Below are 25,322 nucleotides of genomic sequence, written 5' to 3' on the forward strand. Positions count from 1 at the left end.
GCAGCGGCCAACCGGCCCCTTTGGCCCCATTCGCCCGATAAGCTCACCCGAAGAGGGGAGTCGGGTACCCGATTTGGAAGAGCGCTCGGGGCCCGTGTACTGTTCTCTCCGTTGCCAACGAGCGCCGCTAGCTCAACTGGCAGAGCAGCGGACTCTTAATCCGCGGGTTCGGGGTTCGAGTCCCTGGCGGCGCACCAGCAGTAACACCCTCAAGCCCGGTCCACACGGACCGGGCTTGACCCGTTCCTGCCCTCCCCGCCTCCCCGCCTCTCCGCGCCCCCGCCCCTGCCTCCGTCGCGGTGATCAAGAGGTTCTGGTCCGGATCCGGCTCGCCGGAGACCCGGAACTTCTTGATCGACACGGTCGGGTCGATCGACATGGTGGGATCGGGGTGGGTGGAAACCCGGTTGTCGGGGGTGGGGAGGGACCCGGTATGGTGCTCTCCGTTGTCAGCGAGCGCCGCTAGCTCAACTGGCAGAGCAGCGGACTCTTAATCCGCGGGTTCGGGGTTCGAGTCCCTGGCGGCGCACCAGCAACGAAGGGCTCCGGCCTGGTGGTTCTCCACCTGGGCCGGAGCCCTCTTCGTAGCGTCCATGGGGCCCTCCGTGCCGTTTCCCGCCGACTATCCTGACCGCCTCGAACGCGGGGAGGGCTCGGCATGGCGGACGGTGAGGTGGCAGGGGTCGGACGGGGCCTGACGCCCGGCGCGGTGCTGGGGTTCGCGTCCCACACCCTGCCGATGGCGCTGGTGTGGCTGCTCGCCGTCCTGGTGCGCGAGCACGACCGGCGGGTGGACCTCGAAGCCGGCGGACGTTTCGGCGCCGCCCTCGGCATCGCGGCGCTCTTCGTCGCGGCCCACCTGCTGGTCGGGCTCGCGGTGTTCGTCGCCGAGACGCGGGGTCCGGGGCGGTCCGGCCTGGTCAGGGGATGGGCGGTCGGCTGGTTGCCCACCGCTGCCGCCGCCGTGTGGTTCTGCGCGTAGCGACCCGATCGTCAACCGGTGGTTGACGCCGAGGGTGCGTCAACCTATGGTTGACGCATGACGGAGCCCATCCAGATCGCCAATCCGGTACGCCTCGACGACCTGATCCAGGCGATCAAGAAAGCCCACACCGACGCCCTCGACCAGCTCACCGACGCCGTCATCGCGGCCGACCACCTGGGCGAGCTGGCCGACCACCTGATCGGCCACTTCGTCGACCAGGCCCGCCGCTCCGGCGCCTCGTGGACCGAGATCGGCAACAGCATGGGGGTCAGCAAGCAGGCCGCCCAGAAGCGTTCCGCCGCCAAGGTCGAGGCCGCCGCGACCCTCGACCCGGCCGCCGGCTTCAGCCGCTTCACCCCCCGGGCCCGCAACGTGGTGATGGCCTCGCAGAACGAGGCCCGCGGCACCGGGCACGCCGAGATCCGTCCGGAGCACCTGGTGCTCGGGCTGCTCGCCGAACCGGAGGCGGTCGCCGCGCTCGCCGTCGTCGAGGAGGGCGTGTCGCTGGACGACGTACGGCGGGCGGCCACCGCGGCCCTGCCGCCGCCGGCGGAGCGGGTGCCCGACCTGATCCCGTTCGACGCCCAGGGCAAGAAGGCGCTGGAGCTGACGTTCCGGGAGGCGCTGCGGCTCGGGCACAACTACGTCGGCACCGAGCACATCCTGCTCGCCCTGCTGGAGTTGGAGGACGGCGCCGGGGTCCTCTCCGGCCTGGGACTGGACAAGGCCGGGGTCGAGGGGCGGATCGTCGCCGCCCTGGCGCGCTACCGGTGAACCCCGGCGGGGGAGGCGACTCCCCCGCACCGGGGAGCACTGCGGGCCCGGACGACGGCAGAGTCGCAGGTGGACCTGGACCGACGTCAGGAGCTACCGATGCGGACGACCCTCGATGCGCCCCGCTGGGCCCGCTGGGCGGCGTACGCCGTACCCCTGCTGGTGCTGCCCTCCGGGATCTGGCGTCTCGCGCTCGGCGCGGGCGTGCCGGTGGGGTTCACCGGCGAGCTGGGCCGGCTCTACGCCGCTCCCGGCTGGATCACCCCGTACGTCGTCGTGCTCACCGTCGCGGCCGAGGCGGCGGCGCTGCTGACCCTCGGGCTGGTGCGGCCGTGGGGCGAGGTGGTGCCGGCCCGGGTGCCCCGCTTCGGCGGACGACCCCTGCCGACGTGGTGCGTGGTGCTTCCGGCGGCACTCGGCGTCGCCGCGCTCACCGCGATCGCCGTGCCCACCGTGGCCCTGTGGAACGGCCCGGAGAACATGGGCGACCCGGGCGCTCCGCAGGGGATCGCCGGCGTGGTCATGACGGCCTGCTACGCCCCGATGCTCGCCTGGCCGCCGCTGCTCGCGGCCGTCACGGTGGCCTACTGGCGGCGTCGCCGGGCCGCCGGGTGACCACCGTCGGTGGCCGGGGTGCGGCACGGGGGCGCGTCCCGGCCACCGACGGGACCAGGGTCAGGAGTCGGTGGGGAAGCCGTACCGGGCGGCGTGCTCCGGGTCGGCCGGGTCGATCTGCCGGATGCCGGCGTCGGCGAGGCGCTTGTTCACCTCGTCGAGCTGCTCCCGGACCAGTCGGGCCTCCTCCTCGGTGACCCGACCCCGGTGCGGCTTGCCGGCATGCTCGATGGTGCCGTAGTCCACCTTCTCCGCGCTCTTGCGGGCCTTCGGCGGCCGCACCCGCTCGGCCGTCCTCAGCAGCTGGGCCATCGGCACGTCGGTGGCCATCGCGTCGAACTCGCTCGCGGTCAGCACCACCCGGCGCGGCTCGCCGCCGCCGTGCCGGTCGTGGATCTCCACCACGGCGACGTCCAGCGCCGCGTCGTCGATGCTCTCCACCTCGACCGCGGTGGCGTCCAGTCGCACGGGCCCGGCCACCAGGTCAGGGTGCTCCAGCACGACGACCTTGACCACCTCGTCGTCGGGTTGCAGCACCGTGCCGCTGAAGTCGGAGACGTGGATCGTCTTCTTGCCCATGCGCGGAGTGTCTCCTGTCGTAGGCCGAGTTTCGGACCAGAAGACGCTACCCGACAGGTGTGCGAACACCCCGGCTGGACGCCCCGGGTGTGTCGTCGGTTGCCCCCGGCTCAGCGGGTGTTGAGGCCCCGGCGCGAGGAGGCGCCGGCCGGCAGGCTGTTCAGGTCGCTCCAGGAGAGCGCGGCATTCGCCCCGCGTCCGGTCCGGGCCTCGCGGTACGGCGGCTGGGCGGGGAACCGTCCGGCGGCCTCCGCCGCCTGCCACGCCCGCTCGCTGTCCTGCTGGTACCGGTCATTCGGCTGCATCGGCATGACCATTACCGTCCCAAAGAAAGTTGTACATGTATGGAAATCGATATGACGCCCGATCGATGGTGATGGTTCCACCCGATGGCTCTTCCTCCGTACCGGTTACCCGGTGCGGCGGGTGGCGAACCGGTGTGCGGCCCTCGGAACGGCGCGCCCGGGTGGCCGGTGCGGCGTACCGTGATCACGGTTGGTCGTACCCGAGCGGGGTGAGGGAGGTCTGCGGTGCTCGACCGCCGGCTCCACCTGCACCTGGTCACCTGGCTGGGCCAGTGGCCGGCCGGTCCCGGCCTGCACGTGGTGGGTTCCCGTCGGCGGGCGCGGCCGGCCTGGGACGGCCGGCTCCGCCCGGCGATCGGCGTGCGGGCCCCCTCCGGCGACACGGTGCTCTCGGTGCCCCCGGAGCGGGTCGAGGCGATCCGCGCGCTGGCCCGTGGCCCGCGCGCCGGTCTCCTCGCGGCGCTGCCCGCCGCGGTCGGCCAGCCGGGCTGGGCGGTGCACCAGGACACCTTCCGCTGGAGTGTCGCCCCGGCGCCGCTGCCCGAGGTGGGGCAGTGGTGTGCCCCCACCGATCCCGCCCTCCCCTCCTGGCTGCGCCTGTTCGACCGGGAGGTCCTGGTGGTCCGCGACGACGGCGGCGGCTACCTCGCCGGGGTGGGGATCAAGCGGCACGACGCGCACGGCCACGAACTGGCGGTGGGCACGGTGCCGGCGGCGCGCGGCCGGGGGCTGGCCCGGCGGCTGGTCGCCCAGGCGGCCCGCCGGGTGCTCGACGAGGGGGCGGTGCCGACGTACCGCCACGATCCGGCCAACCTCGCCTCGGCGCGGGTCGCCGACGCGGCCGGATTCCCGGACCGGGGCTGGGAGTCGTTCGGCGTCTATCCGCCCTGACCGGCGGGTGGACGGTGTCCGTCGTACCGGCCGCCGGCCCGACGACGGCAGGGCGCGGACCGTGGATTCCGGGCCGAATCCACGGTCCGCAGCCTTCCCCCAGGTCCCTCCGTGAGCCGGCGTCCGCCGGCTGGTCCCGTGATGGTCACGCTACGTACGGATCGGCTGCCGAGCAAGAGACGATCGACTGGTTAGGACTGTCTGGTAGTGGACTTGAGCTGCGGCGCAAGCCATGGCGCCAGCGGCGAGGGCTGGTGACGGAGCGTGCGCACCCCGGCGGCGGGCAGCGGTGTCCCGGATCCCCGCAACGTCCACGCGGGTATCGTCGGGCGGCAACGACGACTTCTCGGCGAGGAGCGGGCATGCGGGTGGACGTGCGGAGCGAGGCCGGCGGGCGAGTCGTCCTCCGCCCGGTCGGCGAGGTCGACATGTCCACCGCCGCCGTCCTGGACCGGGCCGTGGACGCCGCCCTCGACCGTCCGGAGACGGTGCAGGTGGTCGTCGATCTCGCCGAGGTGCCCTTCCTCGACTCGACCGGGCTGGCGGCCCTGCTGCGGGGCGCCGCCGAGGCGGTGGGCCGGGGCGCCTCGCTCCGGGTGGTCGACCCGCAGCCCGTGGTCGCCCGGGTCCTGCGGATCACCGCCGTCGACACGCTCCTCGGCCTCACCTCCGGGCGCCAGGCGCCACCCGAGTCCGACCCTGGCGCCACCGCCGCGTAGGGCCTGATCCGACGCCCTCCCCGGTGGCGCCCCGGCGTCCGGGGGCGTGGTCGCTGCCCGGCCGACGGCCTGGTCCCTCGTGCGGGACGGTGTCCCGAACCCGAACCCGAACCCGAACCCGAACCCGAACCCGAACCCGAACCCGAACCCGATGCCGAGCGCGGCGACTGCCGTGCCCGTGGCGGCGGGGATGTCCTGCCCCGGCCGGTGGTGCCGGGCCCCTGTCGCAGGTCGGGCGTGCCCGCCGACAACTCGTCAGTGTCGCCTGCGGAGAAATCTGCACCCGATGGCATCATCCCCGTTGCGCATGGCATCACGATGATGCCATAGTGGCGTCATGGAACTCCGTGCTTACGTCGACGCGATCCGGCACCAGCTCGCGGTGGCCGCCGCCGCAGGCGGTGACGACGCCCGGGAACTGGCCGAGCGGCTCACCGCACCGCTGGACTCCGCGATCCGGCTCGCCCTGCTCGACGCGCTCTCCGAGGCGGCCACCGAGATCACTCGCGACCTCGCGCCCGGTTCGGTCGACCTGCGCCTGCGCGACCGGGAGCCCAGCTTCGTCGTGACACCGCCGCCGGCCGAGCAGTGGGCCGACGAGGCGGAGCCGGTGGCGCCACCACCGCCGAGTCCGACACGGCCCCCCGCCGACGGCGAGGACGAGGCGACCGTACGGATCAGCCTGCGCCTGCCGGAGCACCTGAAGACGCGCGTCGAGCAGGCCGCCGCCCAGGCCGGCGTCTCGATCAACACCTGGCTGATCCGGGCGGCGACCGCCGCCGTCGACGCCGACAGCCAGCACCACCGGGCCGAGACCCCCCGGCGATCCGGCACGGCCACCGGCGGCCAGCGCTTCACCGGCTGGGTGCGCTAGCGGCACCGGCCTCCACCGACCACCCGAAAGGGGAGCACCATGCCATCCTTCGACACCCCCGCACCGATCTCGGCATCGGTCGAACTCGTCGCCGGCGACGTGCGGATCACCGCCGGCCCGCGCACCGACACCGTCGTCCAGGTGCGCCCGGCCGACGAGGCGGACGAGCGCGACGTGCGCGCCGCCGCGCAGACCCGGGTGGAGTACGCCTCCGGCCGCCTCGTGGTCCACGGGCCCAGACAGCCCCACTTCGGCATCTTCGGCCGGACCGGCTCCGTCGAGGTGACCATCGAGCTGCCGGCCGGCTCCGCCGTGGAGGGGAAGCTGGGCGTCGGCGCGGTCAACTGCTCCGGCTCGCTGGCCGACTGCCGCCTGCGCACCGGCGCGGGAGACCTCCAGGTCGAGGACGCCGACACCGTCCACCTGCACACCGGCCACGGCGCCGCCATCGCGGAGAACGTGGCCGGCGACGCGGACCTCGCCACCGGCTCCGGGAAGCTCAGCGTCCGCGCCGTCGGCGGGCGCGCGGTGCTGAAGAACGGCAACGGCGACACCTGGATCGGCGACACCCGGGGTGACCTGCGGGTCAACGCCGCGAACGGTCACGTCGCCGCCGAGCACGCCGCCGCCTCGGTCACGGCGAACACCGCCAACGGTGACATCCGCATCGGTGAGCTGGTCCGCGGATCGGCCACGTTGCGCACCGCCGCCGGGCGCATCCAGGTCGGGATCCGCCGGGGCACGGCGGCCCGGCTCGACCTGCACACCCAGTTCGGCAAGGTACGCAATGACCTGGACGCCACCGCCGGTCCCGGCGACAGCGACGAGAAGGCCGAGGTGCGGGCGCGTACCGCGTTCGGCGACATCCTGATCCACCGCTCCTGACAGCTCCCACCGACTGCTCCACCGGTCGCGGGCGTCCTGCCCGCGACCGGTGATGACGCGCGCCGTCGTGTCCCGGTCCGCCCGCGCGGCTCGACCGGCGATGACGCGCGCCCGCGACCCGCGCACAGCGACCAGTGGAGGAAACAATGGCGGCGACGACCGCTACCCGGCCGGCCATCTCGGTGTCCGGTCTGCGCAAGACGTTCGGGGACAAGCTCGTCCTCGACGGCATCGATCTCATGGTCACCGAGGGAACGATCTTCTCGCTGCTCGGGCCCAACGGCGCGGGCAAGACCACCGTGGTGCGGATCCTGTCCACCCTGGTGCCCGCCGACGCCGGCTCGGTCCGCGTCGCCGGCCACGACCTCGCCCGGCAGCCCCAGGGCGTACGGGCGTCGATCGGGGTGACCGGCCAGTTCTCCGCCGTCGACAACCTGCTCACCGGCGAGGAGAACCTCAGGCTGATGGCCGACCTCCACCACCTCGGCCGCGTCGAGGGCAGACGCCGCGTCGCCCGGCTGATCGACCGCTTCGACCTCGGGGAGATGGCGCGCAAGCCGGCCCAGGTCTACTCCGGGGGGATGCGCCGCCGCCTCGACCTGGCGATGACCCTGGTCGGCGACCCGAGGCTGATCTTCCTCGACGAACCGACCACCGGCCTCGACCCCCGCAGCCGGCAGGCGATGTGGGAGATCATCCGGGGGCTCGTCGCCGAGGGCGTCACCGTCTTCCTGACCACCCAGTACCTCGACGAGGCCGATCAGCTCGCCGACCGCATCGCCCTGCTCGACCAGGGCCGCATCGTCGTCGAGGGCACCCCCGACGAACTCAAGCGCCGCATCCCCGGCGGGCACATCCTGCTGCGCTTCGCCGACCCGGCCGCGCTGGACACCGCCGCCGGCGTGCTCACCGTCGCCCAGCGCGACGACGCCGCCCTCACCCTGCAGATCCCCGGCGGTGACGACGTCCGCTCCCTGCGGGCCGTGCTCGACCGGCTCGACGACGCACACGTCGAGGTCGACCAGCTCTCGATCCACACCCCGGACCTGGACGACGTCTTCTTCGCCTTCACCGGCACGCCCGCCACCGCCGCCCACGCCACCACCGGGGGACACCGATGACCAGCCTCGCCCACACCGTGACCGACTCGGCGACCATGCTGCGCCGACAGCTGCGCCACATGCAGCGTTACCCCTCGCTGACCGGGATGCTGATCGGCATGCCGGTCGTGCTCCTGCTGCTGTTCGTCTACGTCTTCGGCGAGACCCTCGGCGCCGGACTCCCCGTCGCGGACGGTGACCGCGGCGCCTACCTCGACTACCTGGTGCCCGGCATGTTGCTCTTCGGCGCGGCCGGCGCCGCGCAGGGCACCGCCATCTCCATCGCGATGGACACGACCGAGGGCATCGTGGACCGCTTCCGCACCATGGCCATCGCCCGCGCCGCCGTGCTGACCGGCCACGTCCTCGGCAGCCTGATCCAGACCATGCTCTGCCTCGCCGTCCTGCTCGGCGTGGCGGTGGCCATCGGCTTCCGGCCCACCGCCACCGCGCTGGAGTGGCTCGCCGCCGCCGGCGTGCTCACCGCGATCACGTTCGCGCTCATCTGGCTGTCGGTCGCCCTCGGCCTCGTCAGCGACAGCGTGGAGACCGCCAGCAACCTGCCCATGTTCCTGATCCTCCTGCCCTTCCTGGGCAGCGGCTTCGTGCCCACCGACACCATGCCCGCCGGCCTGCGGTGGTTCGCCGAGCACCAGCCGTTCACGCCGGTGATCGAGACGCTGCGCGGGCTGCTGCTCGGCACGGGCATCGGCGACAGCGCGGTCTACGCGCTGGCCTGGTGCGCGGCGATCTCGCTGCTGTCCTACCTGTGGGCCAGGCGCGCGTTCCACCGGCGGGCGGCCCGCTAGGGCGGCTGTCGAGGTCGCCGGCCGGCCTCCGGCGGCGGTGGGGGAGCCCGGCCCGGGATCAGACCAGGCCGAGCGCCTCGGCCGCCGCCCGGCCGTTGGCGTGGCTCGCGCCGAAGGTGGTGACGAAGGCGCGTACGCCGGCCGGCCGCCACCCGCCCGGCCAGCCCATCTCGACCACCGTCACCGGGCACGCCGCCGCCAGCGCGTCGACCAGCGCGGTGCCCCCGGGCGACCGGTGCAGGTGCCGGCCGACCAGCACGATGGGCCGTCCCGCGGCGAGCCGGCCCAGCTCGGCCGGCTCGATCTCGCCGGCCACCACGCGGAGCTCCTCCAGGCCGACCAGGTGCGGGCCCAACCCCCACGGCACCCGGCCCTCGGCGATGGTGGAGGTGGCGTGCACCTGCACCACCAGCGGCCGGCCCAGGCCGGTCACGTCCCCCTCGACCCGGACCGCCCGCCGCGCGGCGGCGTACCCGAGGTCGGTGGGGGTGGTGGCGGTGGCGCCGGCGGCCCGGGTCCAGCCGGCGAGCGCGGCGGCGCGGCCGGCGGCCTCCTCCACCCGGGCCCGGTCCAGCCGGCCGTCCCCGATCGCCGTCACGATCTCGGCGACCACGTGCTCGACCAGCGCGGCGTCCACCTTCGCGCCGACGCAGAGCAGGTCCGCCCCGGCGGCCAGGGCGAGCACGGCGGCCGGCCCGACCCCGCCGGCGGCGAGCGCGGCGCCCTTCATCTCCAGCGCGTCGGTGATCACCGTGCCGGTGAAGCCGTAGTCGCGGCGGAGCAGGTCGACCAGGACGGCCCGGCTGAACGTGGCCGGCCCGTCGCCGGTGAGCGCCGGCACCCGGATGTGCGCGGTCATGATCGCCCGGACCCCGGCGGAGATCACCGCGGCGAAGGGCGGCAGGTCCCGTTCGCGCAGCACGGCCGGCGAGGCGTCCACGGTGGGCAGTTCGTGGTGCGAGTCGGCGACGGTGGCGCCGTGGCCGGGGAAGTGCTTGGCGCAGGCGGCGACACCGGTGGACTGGAGGCCCTCGACGGCGGCGGCGGAGTGCGCGGCGACCCGGGCCGGGTCCGCGCCGAACGAGCGGGTGCCGATCACCGGGTTCTCGTCGGCGGTGTTCACGTCGACGGTGGGAGCCAGGTCCACGGTGACGCCGAGGGCGGCCAGCTCCGCCCCGATGGCCGCGTAGACCTGCCGGGTGAGGGTGGTGTCGTCGACCGCGCCGAGCGCGGCGTTGCCCGGGTACGGGCTGCCGGTGGCGTGCGCCAGCCGGGTGACGTCGCCGCCCTCCTCGTCGATGGCGACCAGCACGTCGGCCCGGCCGGCCCGCAGCGCGGCGGTGCTCGCCGCCACCTGGGCCGGGTCGTGGACGTTGGTGCCGAAGAGCGTGTGCCCGGCCAGCCCGTCGGTGACCAGGTCGACGGCCCAGTCCGGGGGCACCGGCCCCGGGTACGCGGCGAGCAACGTGCCCAGCGCGAGCCGACGCAGTCCTGGATCCAGCCCCACGTGATTCCCCCTTCGGTGCCGGACGGCACGAGTGTCGCACCGCGGTCGCCGGGTCGTCCGAGTTCCGCGGTGCGGGGTGGCCGATACGCTACGGGCACCCGTCTGCAGGTCGATTCGGTTAGCAAAGTTTACGGAAACTAGAGGACGTGGCATGAGTGCGACCCGGCTGCCCGGCACCCCCCGCCTGTTGCGGGCGCTCAACGACCGAGCGGCCCTGGAGCTGCTGCTGGAGCGAGGCCCGCTCACCCGGGCCCGGCTCGGCGAGCTGACCGGCCTGTCCAAGGTCACCGCCTCGCAGCTGGTGGAGCGGCTGGAGGAGCGCGGGCTGGTCGCCCGGGTCGGTGAGCAGGCCGGCGGGCGGGGCCCGAACGCCCAGCTCTACGCGGTCCGGCCGGGCAGCGCGTACGTGGTGGGCGTGGACGTCGGCGCGGAGCGGGTGGTCGCCGCGTGCGCGGACATCACCGGCGCGGTGGTCGGCCGGGTCGAGCAGTCCACCCGGGACACCGACGACCCGGTCGGCGTGGTGCACAACGCGGTGGTGCAGGCGGCCAGCAGCGCCGGGGCGGAGCTGTCCAGCGTCCGCCGGGTGGTGCTCGGCACCCCGGGCCTGGTGGACCCGGCCACCGGCGACATCACCTTCGCGTTCAACCTGCCCCGCTGGCACCGGGGCCTGCTCGCCGCGCTCCGCGAGGACCTGCACACCCCGGTCGTCTTCGAAAACGACGTCAACCTGGCGGCGGTGGCCGAGGCGCAGTCCGGCGCGGCCCGGGGGTTGACGGACTTCGTCCTGGTCTGGGTCGGCGCCGGTGTCGGTCTGGCGATCGTGCTCGGTGGGCGGCTGCACCACGGCAGCAGCGGCGCGGCCGGCGAGATCGGCTACCTGCCGGTGCCCGGGGTGCCCATCCCGCGTGACGTCTCGCGCCGGGCCAAGCCGGCGTTCCAGCAGCTCGCCGGGGCGGACGCGGTCCGGGCGGTGGCGCGCGAGCACGGCTTCGACGCCGCCGACGCGGCCGGCGCCGTGCGCGCCGCCATCGCGGCCGGCACCCAGGGCGGCCCGGTGCTCGACGAGCTGGCCCGCCGGCTGGCCCTCGGGGTGGCCAGCACCTGCGTGGTGCTGGACCCGCCGCTGGTGGTGCTCGCCGGGGAGGTCGGGCAGGCCGGTGGCGCGGCGCTGGCCGAGCGGGTGCAGCACGAGGTGGCCGCGATCACCCTGGTCCGGCCCCGGGTGGTCGCCACCGGGCTGACCGAGGAGCCGATCCTGCACGGCGCGCTGCGCACCGCGCTGGACGCCGTCCGCGACGAGGTGTTCGGCTCCACCGTCGGCTGACGCCCGTCGCCACCGACAACCCGTCATGTGAAGGAATTCTTCACCACCGGCCCGGACCACGGCAAGATCCTGCCGCTGTCCGGGCCGGTGGCGTCACCGTGCCGCGGCGACCGGCGCCGCGGCACGGCGAAGCGTCAGATCAGGTCCCGGCGACGGAACACCGCGAACGCCGACACGGTCACCGCGCCGACCAGCGTGAGCAGGATCGCCAGCGCCGGCGCCCAGGTGATCGTGTAACTGCCGGTGCAGAGACCCAGCCCTCCCGGGCCGTCGCCGCAGACCATGTCGTCGTAGAGCTCGACCCGGCCGGTCAGCCAGGCGCCCACGTACGTCGAGAGCATCAGCTGGTCGACCCGGGCCACGTCGAGGATCTCGAAGACCACCCGCGCCCCCAGCTCCCACACCACCCCGTACGCGGCCACCGCGCCCAGCGCCGCCGAGGTGTGCCGGCCCAACGTGGCGATGCCGAACCCGAGCGCGGACGCGAGCAGCACCAACGCCACGCCGCGCCCCCAGATCGCCCCCAGGTTCTGCCAGAACGGGCCGTCCATCCGGCCCGGCAGCCCGGCGGTCTGCCCGATCATCCAGAAGGTGCCCAGGTAGACGACGGTGGCGGCCACCGATAGCGCGGCCACCACGCCGATCAGCGCGCCCAGCTTGGTGCCGAGCACGGTCAGCCGGCGTGGCCGCCACAGCAGCAGGTTGACCACCCCGCCGGAGGTGATGTCGGCCCCGATGTACGAGGCGCCGACCAGGAACCCGAACAGCAGCAGGAAGGCGATCAGGAAGTAGAGCAGCGGCTCGGCCTGCTGCCCGAAGACGAAGACCCCGGGCAGGTAGTCGGCGACGACCGGCAGCCGCTCCTGCAACGCCGGGTCCAGCTCGCTGCAGTCGGCCGGCACGTACCCGGCCTGGTCGAGCGGGACCTCGCCGGCCTTGATCCGCAGGCAGCGTTGGTACTCGACCTCCAGACCACGGATCGCCTCGGAGACCTGGGCCCGGGCCTCGGCCACCTCACTCGCCGACGGCTGGTGCGACCCGAGCACGGTGGTCACCGTCGTGACCACGAACGCGAACCCCAGCAGCACCACCATCAGCTGCACGAAACGACGGGCGAGCAGCCGCTCCACCTCGGCGCGGACCAGCTTCACGCGTCCACCTCCCGGCCTGCGGTCGCGTCCAGGTCGATCATCGGCTCGGGCCCCTCTCCGGGCAGGCCGGGCCCACCCACCTGCCTCGGCAGTGTCGGATGCGGTGCGGTCCCGGTGAGCTCCAGGAAGACGCTCTCCAGGTCGGGCCGGATCGGGGTCAGCTCCCGGACCCACAGCCCCTGCTCGCCGAGGGTCCGGCTGATCAGCTCGGGCTCGGGCGCCCCGCCGACCACCAACCGTCCCTCGTGGTCGGTCACCGACAGCCCGGCCTCCCGCAGCAGCGCGCCGGCCCGCTCCGGCTCGGCCACGCCCACCTGCCACTCGTGCTGGTCGAAGCCGGCCAGCACCTCGTCGACCCGGCCGGCGGCCACCCGCCGGCCGCTCGCGATGATCGTCACGTGGTCGCAGATCAGCTGGATCTCGGCCAGGATGTGGCTGGAGATCAGCACCGTCACCCCGGACGCGGCCAGCGACCGGACCAGGTCGCGCATCTCCCGGATGCCGGCCGGGTCCAGCCCGTTCGCCGGCTCGTCGAGGATCAGCAGCTGTGGATCCTTCAGCAGGGCCGAGGCGACGGCGAGCCGCTGCTTCATGCCGAGCGAGTACCCCTTGACCCGGTCGTCGCCGCGCTCGCGCAGGCCGACCTGCTCCAGCACCTCGTCCACCCGGCTGGTCGGCACCCCGCCGGCCACGGCGAGCAGCCGCAGCGTCCGGTGACCGGTGAAGTTGCCGAAGAACTGCGGGCTCTCCACGATCGCGCCCACCCGGCCGGCCACCCGGGCCAACTCGTCGGGGGCCGGGACACCGAACACGCTCATCCGGCCGTCGTCCGGACGGACCAGGCCGAGCAGGGCGCGCAGGGTGGTCGTCTTGCCCGAGCCGTTGGGGCCGAGGAAGCCGTGCACCTGCCCGGCCTCGACCACCATGTCGAAGCCGTCCACCGCCACCCGGCGCCCCCGGCGCAGACTGTGGAACGTCTTGCGCAGCCCTTCGATCTCGATGACCGCGCTCATCGGCGGCGCCTGAGCAGGTGATCGGACATGCTCGCCCTCCCGGGTGTGGTGACCAACGACACGGCGCCCCACCCTAAGGCGGCGGCCCCGCCCGTGGGGGGCACCGCGCAGGCTGCGTGGTTGGATGGAGCGGTGACTGGTGACCTGATCCCCGGCGCCGCCGGCGCCCCCGCCGCCCCCTCGCCCGTGGACGCGGATCTGGTGGTCAGCCTCGACGGTGTCGCCGTCCTGCGCTCCGGCACCGCGCTGCTGCGCGACGTGGACTGGCGGGTCGAGCTCGACGAGCGCTGGGTCGTCCTCGGCCCCAACGGCGCCGGCAAGACCACCCTGCTCAACCTGGCCGCCGGCCAGCTGCACCCGAGCACCGGCACCGCCCACGTCCTCGGTGAGCGGATCGGCCGGACCGACGTCAACGAGCTGCGGACCCGGATCGGCCTGTCCACCGCCGCCCTGGCCGAGCGGCTGCCCGCCGAGGAGCGGGTCGGCGACGTGGTGGTCACCGCCGCCTGGTCGGTGGTGGGCCGCTGGCGGGAGAGCTACGACCGCGCCGACGAGGCCCGTGCCCGCGCCCTGCTCGGGCAGCTCGGCATCGCCCACCTCGCCGACCGGGCGTACGGCACCCTCTCCGAGGGCGAGCGCAAGCGGGTGCAGATCGCCCGCGCGCTGATGACCGACCCCGAGCTGCTGCTGCTCGACGAGCCGGCCGCCGGGCTCGACCTGGGCGGTCGGGAGGACCTCGTCGCCCGGCTGGCCGAGCTGGCGTACGACCCGGACGCCCCCGCCCTGGTGCTGGTCACCCACCACGTCGAGGAGATCCCGCCCGGCTTCACCCACGCGCTGCTGCTGCGCGACGGTGGCGTCGTCGCGCAGGGCCTGCTCGCCGAGACGCTCACCGGCGACAACCTCTCCAAGACCTTCGGCCTGCCGCTGCTCGTCGAGCGGCACGGCGAGCGGTACACCGCCCGGGCGGCCTGAGCCGCGCCGCCCGCCCCGGCGGGCAGGCCCTAGACTCGCGGCGACACGCAGGTCGGGGCAGGAGGTTCGTGGTGCGGCAGACCCGGGTCGTCGTGGTGGGCAGCGCGAACATGGACCTCGTCGGGACCGGCCCGGCGCTGCCCCGGCCGGGGGAGACCGTGCTCGGCAGCGACTTCGTGATGGTGCCCGGCGGCAAGGGCGCCAACCAGGCGATCGCCGCGGCCCGGGCGGGCGCCTCCTGCGCCTTCCTCGGCGCGCTCGGCTCGGACGCCTTCGGGGTGACCCTGCGGGCCCGGATCACCGCCGCCGGGGTGGACACCGGGCAGCTACGGGTGGTCTACGGCGCCTCCGGCGTGGCCCTGGTCATGGTCAACACCGACGGGGAGAACGCGATCCTGGTGACCCCGGGAGCCAACGCCTCCTTCCTCGGGCTCACCGACGGCGAGCTGGACGCCGTACGCCAGGCGGACGTGCTGGTCGCGCAGGTGGAGATTCCGTTGGAGACGGTGACCGCGGCGGCGGTCGCCGCCCGGCAGGCCGGCACCCGGGTGATCCTCAACGCGGCGCCGGCCCGGCCGCTGCCCGACGAGCTGCTGGCCGCGGTGGACCTGCTGGTGGTCAACGAGACCGAGGCACAGGCGCTCACCGGCCGGGGCCGCGACGAGCCGGAGGCGCTGCGGGAGCTGGTGCCCCGCGCCGTGCTCACCCTCGGCGGCGAGGGCGCCTGGTACGTCGACCGCGACGGCGCCCGCAGCCACGTGCCGGCGGTCAAGGTCGACGTGGTCGACTCCACGGCGGCGGGCGACGCCTTCACGGCCGCGCTGGCGGTGGCCTGGGGCGAGGGTCGCGAGGTGCTCGACGCGGTCCACTGGGCGGCGGCGGCCGGCGCGGCCTGTGTCCGCCGGCTCGGCGCCTCCGTGGCGCTGCCGCACCGGGCGGAGATCGACGCCCTGTACACCCCGCCCGCCGGCTGAGCGCGCCGGCGCGTCCTGCCCGCCGGCTCACCCGCCGACCGAACCGGACGGCCCGCGCTCGACCGGCCCGGGCTCAGGCGGCCCGCGCTCGACCGGCCCGGGCTCAGGCGGCCCGCGCTCGATCGGCCGGGCTCAGTCGGCCCGGGGGAAGGCCCGCCGGTACGCCGACGGCGAGGTGCGCATCGCCCGGGTGAAGTGGTGCCGGTAGGTGACCACGCTGTCGAACCCGACCGACCGGGCGACCTCGGCCACCGGCAGCGCGGTCGACTCCAGCAGCGCCAGGCTGGCCCGTACCCGCTGGTCGATCAGCCAGCGGATCGGGCTGGTGCCGGTGGCCCGGGCGAACTGCCGCAGGTAGGTGCGGGACGACATGTGCGCCTGACGGGCCAGCCGCTGCACGGTCAGCGGCTCGGCGAGGTGGGCCAGCGCCCAGTCCACGCTGCGGGCGATCCGGTCGTCGTCCGGGTCGGCCGGCACCGGGGCCTCGATGAACTGCGCCTGCCCGCCGTCGCGGTGCGGCGGGATGACCAGCCGCCGGGCCACCGCGTTGGCGATCGCCGCGCCGAAGTCGCGCCGGACGACGTGCACGCACAGGTCCAGGCCGGCGGCGCTGCCCGCGCTGGTCAGGATGTCGCCGTCGTCGAGGTAGAGCACGTCGGCGTCGACCTCGACGCGCCGATGGCGGCGGGCCAGCAGGTCGGCGTAGCGCCAGTGGGTGGTGGCCCGCCGCCCGTCGAGCAGCCCGGCCCCGGCGAGCGCGAACGCCCCGGAGCAGATCGACATGATCCGGGCGCCGGCGGCGTGCGCCCGGCGCAGCGCGGCGACCAGCTCGGGTGACGGGTCGGCGGTCACGTCCGGCACCCCCGGGACGACCACCGTCGCGGCCCGGGCCAGCACGTCCAGCCCGTACGGGGTGTGCAGGGCGGCCCCGCCGACCAGCGGCACCGGGCCCGGCCGCTCGGCGCAGACGGTGAGCGAGTACCAGTCGACGTCGAACTCGGGCCGGGGCAGCCCGAACACCTCGGTGACGATGCCGGTCTCGAAGACCGACATCCCCGGGTACGCCAGCACCGCCACCGTCCGGTCCATGGCGGGATGTTAACGGAGAACGGCGTTCCCGCCACTGCCGTGGGTGGGGCCGTGCGGCCGACGATGACAGGCATGTCGTACACCCTTGCCGTGCCGCCGGCCGACCCGGCGGTCGCCGTCGCCCACTTCCGCAACCGGCTCCGCTTCGAGACCGACGTCAGTGACGTGCACGCCGACCTGCTCGCCGGGGTGCCCGGCCTGGTGGTGGTGGACTCCCGGGGCCCGGACGCCTGGCGGCAGGGACACCTGCCCGACGCGGTGCACCTGCCCACCGCCGAGATCGCCACCCGCGCCGCCGCCCTGGTGCCGCGTGGCGCGCTGGTGGTCACCTACTGCTGGGGACCGGGCTGCAACGGCGCCACCCGGGCGGCGCTGGAGTTCGCCCGGCTCGGCTACCCGGTCAAGGAGATGCTGGGCGGCTTCGAGTACTGGGTCCGCGAAGGGCTGCCGGTGCGCACCCCGGCGGGGGAGACCCGCCGGCCGGTGGACGAGCTGACCGCTCCCCGGAGCGCGGCGACCTGCGACTGCTGACGGCGAGCCGGGCGGAGGACGCCCGGCTCGCCGGCCGGGCCGGCGTCGCCCGAGGGGGGCGGTCCGGCCGGGTCACTCGGCGGGCTCGTCCTCGGAGAGCCGCTCGCCGCGCCGGCGCAGCATGCCGAGCCCGGGGATGCCGGCCACGGCGAGCTTGAGGTCACGGGTGACGTCGAGCAGGTCGTGCAGGTCCGGCCCGACCCGGTCCAGGGTGGCCAGGATCGGCAGGATGTCCGAGGTCAGGTGCTGCTTGAGCTTGGGCAGCTCGTCGACCAGCCGGATCGCCGCCGCCACCTCCTCGTGGCTCAGCTCGGCCACGAACCGGTTCGCCATCGGTGCCCCCCGGCGCAGCGCCGGCTCGTACGCGGCGAGCAGTTCGGCGGCCGTGGCGGCCGACTCCTCCGCCGCCGCCAGCGTGCGGTCGGCCCGGCCGGCGACGGTCTGCGCCTCGGCGACCACCACACCGGCGGCGCGGGCCACCCGGTCCGCCTCGCCGACCACCACGGCCGCCGCACCGGAGACCTGCTCCGCCTCACCGACCACCACGGCCGCCGCCGTGGCGACCTCGGTGGCCGTCTCGATCGCGGTCGTCGCCGCGGCGCTGATCACCGCGACCTCCCGTACCGCCGCCTCGGCGTCGGTGAGCACCCGGTCGGTCCGGTCCAGGGTGCCTTCGATGCGGTCCACCACCCCGTTGATCCGGTGCAGCAGCGCCTCCACCCCGTCCAGGACGGCGAACGCGCGGGCCGGGACGGCGGCGAACGAGGCGGCCGAGCCGAGCGCCTGGTCGAGGGCGGAGCGGGTGAGGCCGACGACGGCGGTCGGACGGGGCAGCGGAATGGCCATGCCACCAGTGTGCGTCGCTCCCGCCAGCGACGCCGGACGGGGACGGGGCGGTTCTGGTCACGCTCCGCGCCGGCCGGGTCCGCCGGGGAGCGGTGCCCGCGAGCGCGCGGAGCGGACGCCACGGGACGGCGGGACCGCCGGGTACCGTACCGGGCATGTCGGTCCGCCCCTCCGGCGTCGCCCCGGCCACCCGCCGGACCGTCCTGCTCACGCTGCTGGCGGTGCTGGCCGTCCTGGCCGGTGCGGTCGGGCTGGTCCGCGCCGACGTGGGGTCGACCACCCGGCAGGTCACCGTCGGCGGGGTGCCGCTGACCGAGGTGCGCGCCGGACCGGCCGAGGGTCGACGACCCGGCGTGGTGATCGCCCACGGTTTCGCCGGGTCGGCGCGGCTGATGCGTCCGCTCGCCGACACGGTGGCGCGGCAGGGCGCCGTCGCGCTGCTGCTCGACTTCGCCGGGCACGGGGCCAACCCGGCCCGGCTGCCCGGCGCCGGACGGGACGCGGCCGACTCGCGCGCCGCCCTGGCGCGGGACCTGGACGTCGCCGTCGCCCACCTGCGTACCCTGCCCGACGTCGACCCGGCCCGGATCGTCCTGGTCGGACACTCGATGGGCGCCGGCGCGGTCACCCGGTACGCCGCCGGGCACCCCGACATCGCCCGGACCGTCGCGATCTCGCTGCCCGACGGCGACGACCTGCCCGACGGCCGACCGGAAGGGCTGCTGCTGATCGTCGGCGGCGCGGAGTTCCCCGGCTTCCGGGACACCGCCGAGGCCACCGCCCGCCGGGGTGACCCGGCCGATCGGCGGTTGGTGGTCGTACCGGGGGTCGAGCACATCTCGGTGCTCTTCGCCGGTCGTACCCATCGGGAGGTCGCCGCCTGGGTCGGTGGGGGCGGTGTACCCCCGTGGCCCGTCGCCCGGCCGGCGTCCGCCGGGTTGCTGCTGCTCGGCGCGGGACTCGGCTTCGTCCCGCTGGTGGGCCTGCTGCTGGGCCGGCGGCGGCCGGCGCCGCCGCGACCGGTGCCGCCGACGGCCGTGGTGGCGACGCTCGCCGTCGGGGCCGGCGTGGGCGTCGCGGCGCTCGCCCCGACCGCCCGGCTCCCGCTCGCGGTGGGCGGGTACGTCACCGGGTTCCTGCTGGTGACCGGCGGGCTGCTGGTCGCGGCCGCCCGCTGGTGGCCGCTGCCCCGCCCGGCCGCCGCGCCGGTCGGCCCCCGCCGCGACGGGCGCGCCGTGGTGGCGGGCCTCGTACTGACCGGGTACGCCGTCGGCGCCGTCGCCGTGCCGATCCACCTCGGCCTCACCTCGGCCCTGCCGGTGGGCGCCCGGTGGTGGCTGCTGCCCCTGGTGGCCGCCGGCTGCCTGGTCTTCCTCACCGGCGCGGAGCTGGTCACCGGCGGGCGGAGCCGGCGGTACGCGGCGGTCGGCGCGAGCGCCGTGCTGGCGCTGACCGGGGCGGCCGTGGTGGGGCTGGCGCCCGGGTTCGTGCTGCTGGTGGTGCCGCTCTTCGCGGTGCTGGTGGCCTGGCAGGCGGCCTGGGCGGCGGTGCTGCGCCGGGCCGGCGCGCCCCGGTGGCTGCCGGCCCTGGTGGGCGCGGTGCTGCTGGCCTGGCCGGTCGCCACCACGCTGCCGTTGAGCTGACCGGCCGGGCGGTCACGGTTGTCGCCGCGCCAGCGACGTCCCACCGGGTCGGCAGCGCCGTGGTGATGCCGGCCGGCGTCGGTCCCGACGCCGGCCGGCGTGGGCTCAGCGCACGCCCTCGAAGCTCACCTGCGGGTCGGTCTGCGCCGGGGCGCCCCAGACCGCGTCGTCGTAGCTGGTGTTCCCGGCGAGGTAGAGCAGGAACCACTCGGTGAGCAGCCGCTTGCTGATCGGCAGTTGGGCCGCCCGGGTGATGCCGCCGCTGTCGCAGAAGAGCGAGCCGCTGTCCATGAAGCCGCAGTGGAAGCCGCCCTTGATGATCCGCAGCTGCTTGGTCGGCGGTTTCGCCGTGTAGATCGGTCGCTGGTGGTCGGTGACCCCGGCGATGGTGTCGCGGTCACCGGCGATCAGTCGGACCGGCAGGGTGAGCGTCGCGGCGGCCGCCTTCGCCGACGGGTTGGTCTCCGCCGCGGCCAGGTTCGCCACCGCGTCGACCTGCGGGTTGCGGGCCGCCGCCAGGAGGCTGGCCCCGCCGCCCATCGAGTGTCCGGAGAGCCCCAGCCGGTCGGTGCGGACGTGCCCGGCGAACCGCGACCCGGTCGTGCCGTCCTGGGCGACCACCCAGGTCAGGGCGGCGTTGAGGTCGTCGGCGAAGGCGCTGTGGTTGGGCGAGAGGCCGCCCTGCGAGGTGGGGGCGAGCACGATGAAGCCCCACGAGGCGAGGTGGCCCAGGGTCGAGTAGTACTTCGACACGCTCTGGAAGAAGCCGTGGCCGAACGCGATCGCCGGGAACCGGCCCGCCGCCACCGGCTGGCCGCTGCCCGCCGTGGTGGCCGGGTAGTAGATCCGGGCGGAGAACGAGCGGCCGGACGCGCTGACCGTGGCGTCGACGTACCCGGCGGCGTACGCCCCGGGCGCGGACGGGTCGGCGGCGCTCGTCACCCCGGTCGCGGTGTCCGGCGGCGTCGCACCGGCGGCGGTGCCGGGCAGCACCAGAGCCAGGGCCGCCGCGACGGCGACGGCGGATCTTCTCCACATGACAGCCTCCCCATATCGATGGATCCCACTGACCATCGAGGAGAGCACCTAATTGGCGCGCTGCCAACAACTCGCTTCGTCAATAACACGCGGGTTATGCCCCGCTGCGGGCCACCCGCCACGCCCACCACACCAGCGGGACCTGCAACGGCAGCCGGCCGTACGCGACGGCCCGCCGGGCGGCGCCCTTGTCCCGCCAGTCCGCCGCCATCTGCACGTTCGCCGGGAACACCGCGGCGAACAGGGCCGCCGCGGCCAGGCCGCCGTGCCGCCGGGTCGCCGGGTGGGCGACCGCCGCCGCCACCGCCAGCTCCGCGACCCCGCTGGCGTACGTCCAGAAGCGGGCCGACCCGGGCAGCGCGCGCGGCACGATCCGGTCGTAGGAGCGCGGCGCGACGAAGTGGGTGACGCCGGCGGTGGCGAGCAGCCCGGCCAGGGCGGCGGCCTCGCCGCGACGGTGGGTCATCGGGGCTCTCCCTGCTGTTCGACGGCGCGCTGCACGGCCCGGTAGATCTGCCCGAACCGTAGCGCGTCCGGCGTGCGCACCAGCATCACCTCGGTGCCGTGGTGCTGCACCCACAACTCGTTCACCCGGTTGCCGCGTTCGTAGGAGCGGTCCAGCCAGCCCAGTGGCAGCTCCAGGAACGGGAGCAGCGCCAGCGCCACCACCGCGCAGGCGGCCAGGACGACCAGCGCCGGCTTCCAGTCGCCCCGGTCCTGCGCCGAGTAGACCAGCGACACCACGCAGACCAGCGCCACCAGCGGTGGCAGGGAGAGCAGCAGGACCAGCACGCCCCGGCCCAGCACCCGGCCCCGTACGGCCATCGTCGTGGCTCCCCGCGCGTGCCAGACGTACGTCACGTCGGCGATCCGGACGATGTGCCCGCCGGCCCGGATCGACTCGGAGGTCACCTGCACCGCGTCGTCCCGGTAATAGAGGGTCATCACTAACCCTAACCGTCCGCGAGGCCACCTCGCCTCCGGTCGGCACGGTGCCACGGCGTCGATCCCCTGGGGCTGAGGCCGGGTCGGCGGGGCGGCACGGACCGCGGGGCGGACCTAGCATCGGCGGCATGGGCGACGGTGAGCGGGAGCGCAACGTCGATACGGTCCGCCGGTACCTGCGGACCTTCGTCACCAAGGACCTGGCCGAACTGGCCGAGGTGGTGGCCGAGGACGTCGAGATCTACGGCTCGGGTACGGCGGTGCGGGGCCGGCAGTTCGTCGAGCGGGCGGTCTCCTCGCCCGGGTTGACCGTCCTCGACCAGGAGATCGTCGAGCTGTTCGCGGCCGGTGACCGGGTGGTGGTGTCGTTCGCGCAGACCTACCGGTACGACGCCACCGGCGCGACCACGGTGCAGAGCGGCTGCAAGATGTACCGGCTGGCCGGCGGCCGGATCGTCCAGTTCTGGGGCGAGCAGGACACCTACGGCCTGCTGCGCGGGCTGGGGCTGCTGCCCGACGAGCCGATCCCCTTCTGACGCGACGCCGGCCGGGCCGCCGGGGCGGGCCCCGGCGCCGGCCGGCGGTTCTCCACGGCCCGCTGCACCGCCCGGTAGATCTGCCCGAAGCGCAGCGCGTCCCCGGTGCGCAGCAGCAGGACCGGCCGCCCGCGCCAGCGGGCCCACATCTCCCACTCCCGGCTGCCCCGCGCGTACGAGCGGTCGAGGAACTCGAGGAGGAAGTCGGCGAGCGGGCCGACGGCGATCCCGACCAGCACCGAGGCGCCCACGATGGCGAGGGTGACGGTGGGGCTGCGGTGCAGCCAGACGGCGAGTCCGATGCCGAGCGCGGCGGCGACCAACGGCCCGGCCAGCGCCGCGCCGAGCGCGCCGCGTCCGGCGAGCACCCGCCAGGAGCGCCCGCCCCGGCGGTGCCACACCATGCCGACCTCGGCGAGCGGAACGGTGCGCCCGTCGATCCGGATGACGGTGGAGGTGACCTGCACCGACCTGTCGTCGTAGTACGTGATCATCCCTGGACTCCCGGCAGCGGGGCGGACACCTCGACTATGTACCCCAACGAGCCCGCCCGTAAGGTTGGCACGCGACTTCGACGAGGAAGTGAGGGCAGCGTGAGCGAGTTCGTGCGGCTGGAGACCAGGGACGGCATCGGCACCATCCGGCTGGAGCGGCCGCCGATGAACGCGCTCAACACCCAGGTGCAGGAGGAGTTGCGCGCCGCCGCGGCGGCGGCCACCGCCGACCCGGGCGTCCGCGCCGTGATCGTGTACGGCGGCGAGAAGGTCTTCGCGGCCGGCGCGGACATCAAGGAGATGGCCGACATGTCCTACGTGGACATGGCGGAGCGGGCCGCCGACCTGTCCAGCGCGCTCGGCGCGATCGCCCGGATCCCCAAGCCGGTCGTCGCGGCGATCACCGGGTACGCCCTCGGCGGCGGCTGCGAGCTGGCGCTGGCCTGCGACTGGCGGATCGTGGCCGAGGACGCCAAGCTCGGCCAGCCGGAGATCAAGCTCGGCATCATTCCCGGCGCCGGCGGCACCCAGCGGCTGGCCCGGCTGGTCGGCCCGGCCCGCGCCAAGGACCTGATCATGTCGGGGCGGATGGTCGACGCGCAGGAGGCGCTGCGGATCGGCCTGGCCGACCGGGTGGTCCCGGCGGCCGAGGTCTACGCCGCCGCGGTCGAGCTGGTGACGCCGTTCCTGACCGGTCCGGTGCAGGCGCTGCGCGCGGCCAAGCTGGCCGTCGACGGCGGCCTGGACATGGACCTGAACTCCGGCCTGGCCTGGGAGAGCCAGCTCTTCGCGGCGCTCTTCGCCACCGACGACCGGCGCGAGGGCATGGCCGCGTTCGTGGCCAAGCGCAAGCCGGACTTCACCGGCCGCTGACCTCGACGGGCCGGTGACCGCTGCGGGTCGCCGGCCCCCGCCGGTCGAGCCGAGAAGTGTTCACATCCCGCGTACCGGCCAGTAGCGTGTGACACCGCATCTGTGACGAGGGGAGCGGCGATGACGGAACGGGTCGAGGGCCACGGCGGGGAACTGGCGCTGGCGGCCCTGCGCGCGCACGGCGTACGGGAGATGTTCACCCTCTCCGGCGGGCACGTCTTCCCTCTCTACGACGCCGCCCACCGCACCGACTTCCCGATCTACGACGTCCGGCACGAGCAGTCCGCGGTCTTCGCCGCCGAGGCGGTCGCCAAGCTCCAGCGCCGCCCCGGCCTCGCCGTGCTCACCGCCGGCCCCGGCGTCACCAACGGCATCTCCGGCCTGACCAGCGCGTACTTCAACGCCTCCCCGGTGCTGGTGCTGGGGGGCAGGGCGCCGCAGTTCCGCTGGGGCTCGGGCAGCCTGCAGGAGATGGACCACCTGCCGCTGGTCACCCCGGTGACCAAGCACGCCGAGACGGTGTTCAGCGCCGACGACATCCCGCGCGCCGTCACCACCGCGCTGACCGCCGCGCTGACTCCGCACCGTGGCCCGGTCTTCCTCGACTTCCCGCTGGAGGCGGTCTTCTCCGTCGGCGACGCCGACCTGCCGGCGGTCGCACCGGTCGCCCCGATCGAGCCCGACCCGGACGAGGTCGCCCGGGCCGCCGCCCTGATCGCCGGGGCGAGCCGCCCGGTCGTCATCGCCGGCTCGGACGTGTACGCCGGCGACGCCGTCGACGCGTTGCGCGCCGCCGCCGAGTCGCTGCAGGTGCCGGTCTTCACCAACGGGATGGGCCGGGGCGCGCTGCCGCCCGCGCACCCGCTCGCCTTCGCCAAGGCCCGCCGGGTCGCCCTCAGGGGCGCCGACGTGGTCGTGGTGGTGGGCACCCCGCTGGACTTCCGGCTCGGCTTCGGCGACTTCGGCGACGCCAGGGTCGTGCACGTCGTCGACGCCCCCGGCCAGCGCGCCGGGCACGTGCAGCCGGCCGCCAGCCCTGCCGGTGACCTGCGGCTGATCCTGACCGCGTTCGCCGAGTACGGCGGCGACCGGGCCGGGCACGCCGACTGGGTGGCCGAGCTGCGTGCCGCCGAGGACGCCGCGAAGGCCCGCGACGCGGCCGAGATGGCCGCCGAGACCGACCCGATCCGCCCGGCCCGGGTCTACGGCGAGCTGCGCCGGGTGCTGGCCGCCGACGCGATCACCATCGGCGACGGCGGCGACTTCGTCTCGTACGCCGGGAAGTACCTGGAGCCGGCGCAGCCCGGCACCTGGCTCGACCCGGGCCCGTACGGCTGCCTCGGCACCGGCATGGGCTACGCGATGGGGGCCCGGGTCACCCACCCGGACCGGCAGATCTGCGTGCTGATGGGCGACGGCGCGGCCGGATTCTCGCTGATGGACGTGGAGTCCCTGGTCCGGCAGGAGCTGCCGGTCGTCATCGTGGTCGGCAACAACGGCATCTGGGGTCTGGAGAAGCACCCGATGCGGGCCATGTACGGCTACGACGTCGCCGCCGACCTCCAGCCGGAGCTGCGCTACGACAAGGTGGTCGAGGCGCTCGGCGGCGCCGGCGAGACGGTGGCGAAGGCCGCCGACCTCGGCCCGGCCCTGGCCCGCGCCTTCGACGCCGGGGTGCCGTACCTGGTCAACGTGCTGACCGACCCGGCGGACGCGTACCCCCGCTCGTCGAACCTGGCCTGAGGCGCGGCCGGGCCGCCGTCGCCGGGATGACCGGCGGCGGCGCGTTCGGCCCCTGGCATAAATCAGCGGAATCCTGGCGTCGGCCGTCGTAACGTCAGCCG

The 25,322-nt window shown here is 75.0% G+C and carries 28 protein-coding genes and 2 tRNA genes; 19 read left to right on the forward strand and 11 right to left on the reverse strand.

Going from position 1 to position 25,322, the window contains the following annotated elements:
• Nucleotides 1–121: 121 nt before the first annotated feature.
• The 5 genes from GA0070614_RS22050 to GA0070614_RS22070 all read left to right on the forward strand — a co-directional run bounded on the left by GA0070614_RS22050 (nt 122) and on the right by GA0070614_RS22070 (nt 2,374).
• Nucleotides 122–197, forward strand: a tRNA-Lys gene (locus GA0070614_RS22050).
• Between the two features lie 259 nt (nt 198–456).
• Nucleotides 457–532, forward strand: a tRNA-Lys gene (locus tag GA0070614_RS22055).
• A gap of 126 nt (nt 533–658) precedes the next feature.
• Nucleotides 659–982: a hypothetical protein gene (locus tag GA0070614_RS22060; protein ID WP_088977748.1), complete on the forward strand. Its 324-nt coding sequence runs from the start codon at nt 659–661 to the stop codon at nt 980–982.
• A 57-nt stretch (nt 983–1,039) separates the two neighbouring features.
• Nucleotides 1,040–1,759, forward strand: coding sequence for a Clp protease N-terminal domain-containing protein (locus GA0070614_RS22065; RefSeq protein ID WP_088977749.1), 720 nt, complete (start codon nt 1,040–1,042; stop codon nt 1,757–1,759).
• A 99-nt stretch (nt 1,760–1,858) separates the two neighbouring features.
• Nucleotides 1,859–2,374, forward strand: a complete 516-nt coding sequence (locus GA0070614_RS22070) for a hypothetical protein (RefSeq protein ID WP_088979586.1) — start codon at nt 1,859–1,861, stop codon at nt 2,372–2,374.
• A gap of 60 nt (nt 2,375–2,434) precedes the next feature.
• Here GA0070614_RS22070 and GA0070614_RS22075 read toward each other — a convergent pair whose 3' ends face one another.
• Complete coding sequence (locus tag GA0070614_RS22075; RefSeq protein WP_088977750.1) at nt 2,435–2,953, reverse strand: hypothetical protein; 519 nt, start codon at nt 2,951–2,953, stop codon at nt 2,435–2,437.
• 110 nt (nt 2,954–3,063) lie between these two features.
• Complete coding sequence (locus GA0070614_RS22080) at nt 3,064–3,264, reverse strand: DNA repair protein (RefSeq protein WP_088979587.1); 201 nt, start codon at nt 3,262–3,264, stop codon at nt 3,064–3,066.
• A gap of 219 nt (nt 3,265–3,483) precedes the next feature.
• Between GA0070614_RS22080 and GA0070614_RS22085 the strand changes: the two genes are divergently transcribed.
• From GA0070614_RS22085 to GA0070614_RS22110, 6 genes are all read left to right on the forward strand, one after another.
• Nucleotides 3,484–4,149, forward strand: coding sequence for a GNAT family N-acetyltransferase (locus GA0070614_RS22085; RefSeq protein ID WP_088977751.1), 666 nt, complete (start codon nt 3,484–3,486; stop codon nt 4,147–4,149).
• Nucleotides 4,150–4,511: 362 nt separating this feature from the next.
• Nucleotides 4,512–4,868 carry an STAS domain-containing protein gene (locus GA0070614_RS22090; RefSeq protein WP_088977752.1) on the forward strand — a complete coding sequence of 119 codons (357 nt, stop codon included), beginning with the start codon at nt 4,512–4,514 and terminating at the stop codon, nt 4,866–4,868.
• A 337-nt stretch (nt 4,869–5,205) separates the two neighbouring features.
• The gene (locus tag GA0070614_RS22095) at nt 5,206–5,742 is read left to right on the forward strand and encodes a toxin-antitoxin system HicB family antitoxin (RefSeq protein WP_088977753.1); all 537 of its coding nucleotides are present in this window, start codon (nt 5,206–5,208) and stop codon (nt 5,740–5,742) included.
• Between the two features lie 39 nt (nt 5,743–5,781).
• Nucleotides 5,782–6,627: a DUF4097 family beta strand repeat-containing protein gene (locus tag GA0070614_RS22100; protein ID WP_088977754.1), complete on the forward strand. Its 846-nt coding sequence runs from the start codon at nt 5,782–5,784 to the stop codon at nt 6,625–6,627.
• Between the two features lie 146 nt (nt 6,628–6,773).
• On the forward strand, nt 6,774–7,748 hold the full coding sequence (locus GA0070614_RS22105; protein ID WP_088977755.1) for an ATP-binding cassette domain-containing protein: 975 nt from the start codon (nt 6,774–6,776) through the stop codon (nt 7,746–7,748).
• Nucleotides 7,745–8,536 carry an ABC transporter permease gene (locus GA0070614_RS22110; RefSeq protein WP_088977756.1) on the forward strand — a complete coding sequence of 264 codons (792 nt, stop codon included), beginning with the start codon at nt 7,745–7,747 and terminating at the stop codon, nt 8,534–8,536. The genes GA0070614_RS22105 and GA0070614_RS22110 overlap by 4 nt, the downstream gene beginning before the upstream one ends.
• 58 nt (nt 8,537–8,594) lie before the next feature.
• Here GA0070614_RS22110 and GA0070614_RS22115 read toward each other — a convergent pair whose 3' ends face one another.
• Nucleotides 8,595–10,043: a glycoside hydrolase family 3 N-terminal domain-containing protein gene (locus GA0070614_RS22115; RefSeq protein WP_088977757.1), complete on the reverse strand. Its 1,449-nt coding sequence runs from the start codon at nt 10,041–10,043 to the stop codon at nt 8,595–8,597.
• A 151-nt stretch (nt 10,044–10,194) separates the two neighbouring features.
• Here GA0070614_RS22115 and GA0070614_RS22120 point away from each other — a divergent pair, with 151 nt between their 5' ends.
• The gene (locus GA0070614_RS22120) at nt 10,195–11,370 is read left to right on the forward strand and encodes an ROK family transcriptional regulator (RefSeq protein WP_088977758.1); all 1,176 of its coding nucleotides are present in this window, start codon (nt 10,195–10,197) and stop codon (nt 11,368–11,370) included.
• 134 nt (nt 11,371–11,504) lie between these two features.
• Here the strand turns inward: GA0070614_RS22120 and GA0070614_RS22125 are convergent, their stop codons facing one another.
• Together GA0070614_RS22125 and GA0070614_RS22130 are read right to left on the reverse strand one after the other, a co-directional pair.
• Entirely contained in the window at nt 11,505–12,521 is a 1,017-nt protein-coding gene (locus GA0070614_RS22125) for an ABC transporter permease subunit (RefSeq protein ID WP_088977759.1), read from the reverse strand.
• Nucleotides 12,518–13,534, reverse strand: coding sequence for an ABC transporter ATP-binding protein (locus GA0070614_RS22130; RefSeq protein ID WP_088977760.1), 1,017 nt, complete (start codon nt 13,532–13,534; stop codon nt 12,518–12,520). The genes GA0070614_RS22125 and GA0070614_RS22130 overlap by 4 nt, the downstream gene beginning before the upstream one ends.
• A gap of 132 nt (nt 13,535–13,666) precedes the next feature.
• Between GA0070614_RS22130 and GA0070614_RS22135 the strand changes: the two genes are divergently transcribed.
• Complete coding sequence (locus tag GA0070614_RS22135; protein WP_088977761.1) at nt 13,667–14,509, forward strand: ABC transporter ATP-binding protein; 843 nt, start codon at nt 13,667–13,669, stop codon at nt 14,507–14,509.
• A gap of 71 nt (nt 14,510–14,580) precedes the next feature.
• The gene (locus GA0070614_RS22140; protein WP_088977762.1) at nt 14,581–15,483 is read left to right on the forward strand and encodes a ribokinase; all 903 of its coding nucleotides are present in this window, start codon (nt 14,581–14,583) and stop codon (nt 15,481–15,483) included.
• 132 nt (nt 15,484–15,615) lie between these two features.
• Here GA0070614_RS22140 and ftrA read toward each other — a convergent pair whose 3' ends face one another.
• The gene (ftrA, locus tag GA0070614_RS22145; RefSeq protein ID WP_088977763.1) at nt 15,616–16,572 is read right to left on the reverse strand and encodes a transcriptional regulator FtrA; all 957 of its coding nucleotides are present in this window, start codon (nt 16,570–16,572) and stop codon (nt 15,616–15,618) included.
• 72 nt (nt 16,573–16,644) lie between these two features.
• On the opposite strand from ftrA, the gene GA0070614_RS22150 reads away from it, so the two are divergent.
• The gene (locus GA0070614_RS22150) at nt 16,645–17,103 is read left to right on the forward strand and encodes a rhodanese-like domain-containing protein (RefSeq protein ID WP_408630701.1); all 459 of its coding nucleotides are present in this window, start codon (nt 16,645–16,647) and stop codon (nt 17,101–17,103) included.
• A gap of 72 nt (nt 17,104–17,175) precedes the next feature.
• Here the strand turns inward: GA0070614_RS22150 and GA0070614_RS22155 are convergent, their stop codons facing one another.
• On the reverse strand, nt 17,176–17,949 hold the full coding sequence (locus GA0070614_RS22155; protein WP_088977764.1) for a hypothetical protein: 774 nt from the start codon (nt 17,947–17,949) through the stop codon (nt 17,176–17,178).
• Nucleotides 17,950–18,104: 155 nt separating this feature from the next.
• On the opposite strand from GA0070614_RS22155, the gene GA0070614_RS22160 reads away from it, so the two are divergent.
• Nucleotides 18,105–19,592 (forward strand): alpha/beta hydrolase, encoded by a 1,488-nt coding sequence (locus GA0070614_RS22160; protein ID WP_088977765.1) that lies wholly within the window; start codon nt 18,105–18,107, stop codon nt 19,590–19,592.
• A gap of 105 nt (nt 19,593–19,697) precedes the next feature.
• Here GA0070614_RS22160 and GA0070614_RS22165 read toward each other — a convergent pair whose 3' ends face one another.
• From GA0070614_RS22165 to GA0070614_RS22175, 3 genes are all read right to left on the reverse strand, one after another.
• Complete coding sequence (locus tag GA0070614_RS22165) at nt 19,698–20,630, reverse strand: alpha/beta hydrolase family protein (RefSeq protein ID WP_088977766.1); 933 nt, start codon at nt 20,628–20,630, stop codon at nt 19,698–19,700.
• Nucleotides 20,631–20,724: 94 nt separating this feature from the next.
• Nucleotides 20,725–21,096: a DoxX family protein gene (locus GA0070614_RS22170; protein ID WP_088977767.1), complete on the reverse strand. Its 372-nt coding sequence runs from the start codon at nt 21,094–21,096 to the stop codon at nt 20,725–20,727.
• Entirely contained in the window at nt 21,093–21,575 is a 483-nt protein-coding gene (locus GA0070614_RS22175) for a DUF6232 family protein (protein ID WP_088977768.1), read from the reverse strand. Before GA0070614_RS22175 ends, GA0070614_RS22170 begins: the two co-directional genes overlap by 4 nt.
• Nucleotides 21,576–21,703: 128 nt before the next feature.
• Here GA0070614_RS22175 and GA0070614_RS22180 point away from each other — a divergent pair, with 128 nt between their 5' ends.
• Nucleotides 21,704–22,111 carry a nuclear transport factor 2 family protein gene (locus GA0070614_RS22180; RefSeq protein WP_088977769.1) on the forward strand — a complete coding sequence of 136 codons (408 nt, stop codon included), beginning with the start codon at nt 21,704–21,706 and terminating at the stop codon, nt 22,109–22,111.
• On the opposite strand, the gene GA0070614_RS22185 is transcribed toward GA0070614_RS22180, so the two are convergent.
• Entirely contained in the window at nt 22,057–22,605 is a 549-nt protein-coding gene (locus GA0070614_RS22185; protein ID WP_088977770.1) for a DUF6232 family protein, read from the reverse strand. The two genes, GA0070614_RS22180 and GA0070614_RS22185, sit on opposite strands and share 55 nt — an antisense overlap.
• Nucleotides 22,606–22,704: 99 nt before the next feature.
• Between GA0070614_RS22185 and GA0070614_RS22190 the strand changes: the two genes are divergently transcribed.
• Both GA0070614_RS22190 and GA0070614_RS22195 read left to right on the forward strand, forming a co-directional pair.
• Nucleotides 22,705–23,478, forward strand: coding sequence for an enoyl-CoA hydratase-related protein (locus GA0070614_RS22190; RefSeq protein ID WP_088977771.1), 774 nt, complete (start codon nt 22,705–22,707; stop codon nt 23,476–23,478).
• Between the two features lie 120 nt (nt 23,479–23,598).
• Complete coding sequence (locus GA0070614_RS22195; protein ID WP_088977772.1) at nt 23,599–25,221, forward strand: acetolactate synthase; 1,623 nt, start codon at nt 23,599–23,601, stop codon at nt 25,219–25,221.
• The last annotated feature ends 101 nt before the right edge of the window (nt 25,222–25,322 follow it).

Origin of the sequence: Micromonospora coxensis (assembly GCF_900090295.1) — a bacterium.
GTDB lineage: Bacteria > Actinomycetota > Actinomycetes > Mycobacteriales > Micromonosporaceae > Micromonospora > Micromonospora coxensis.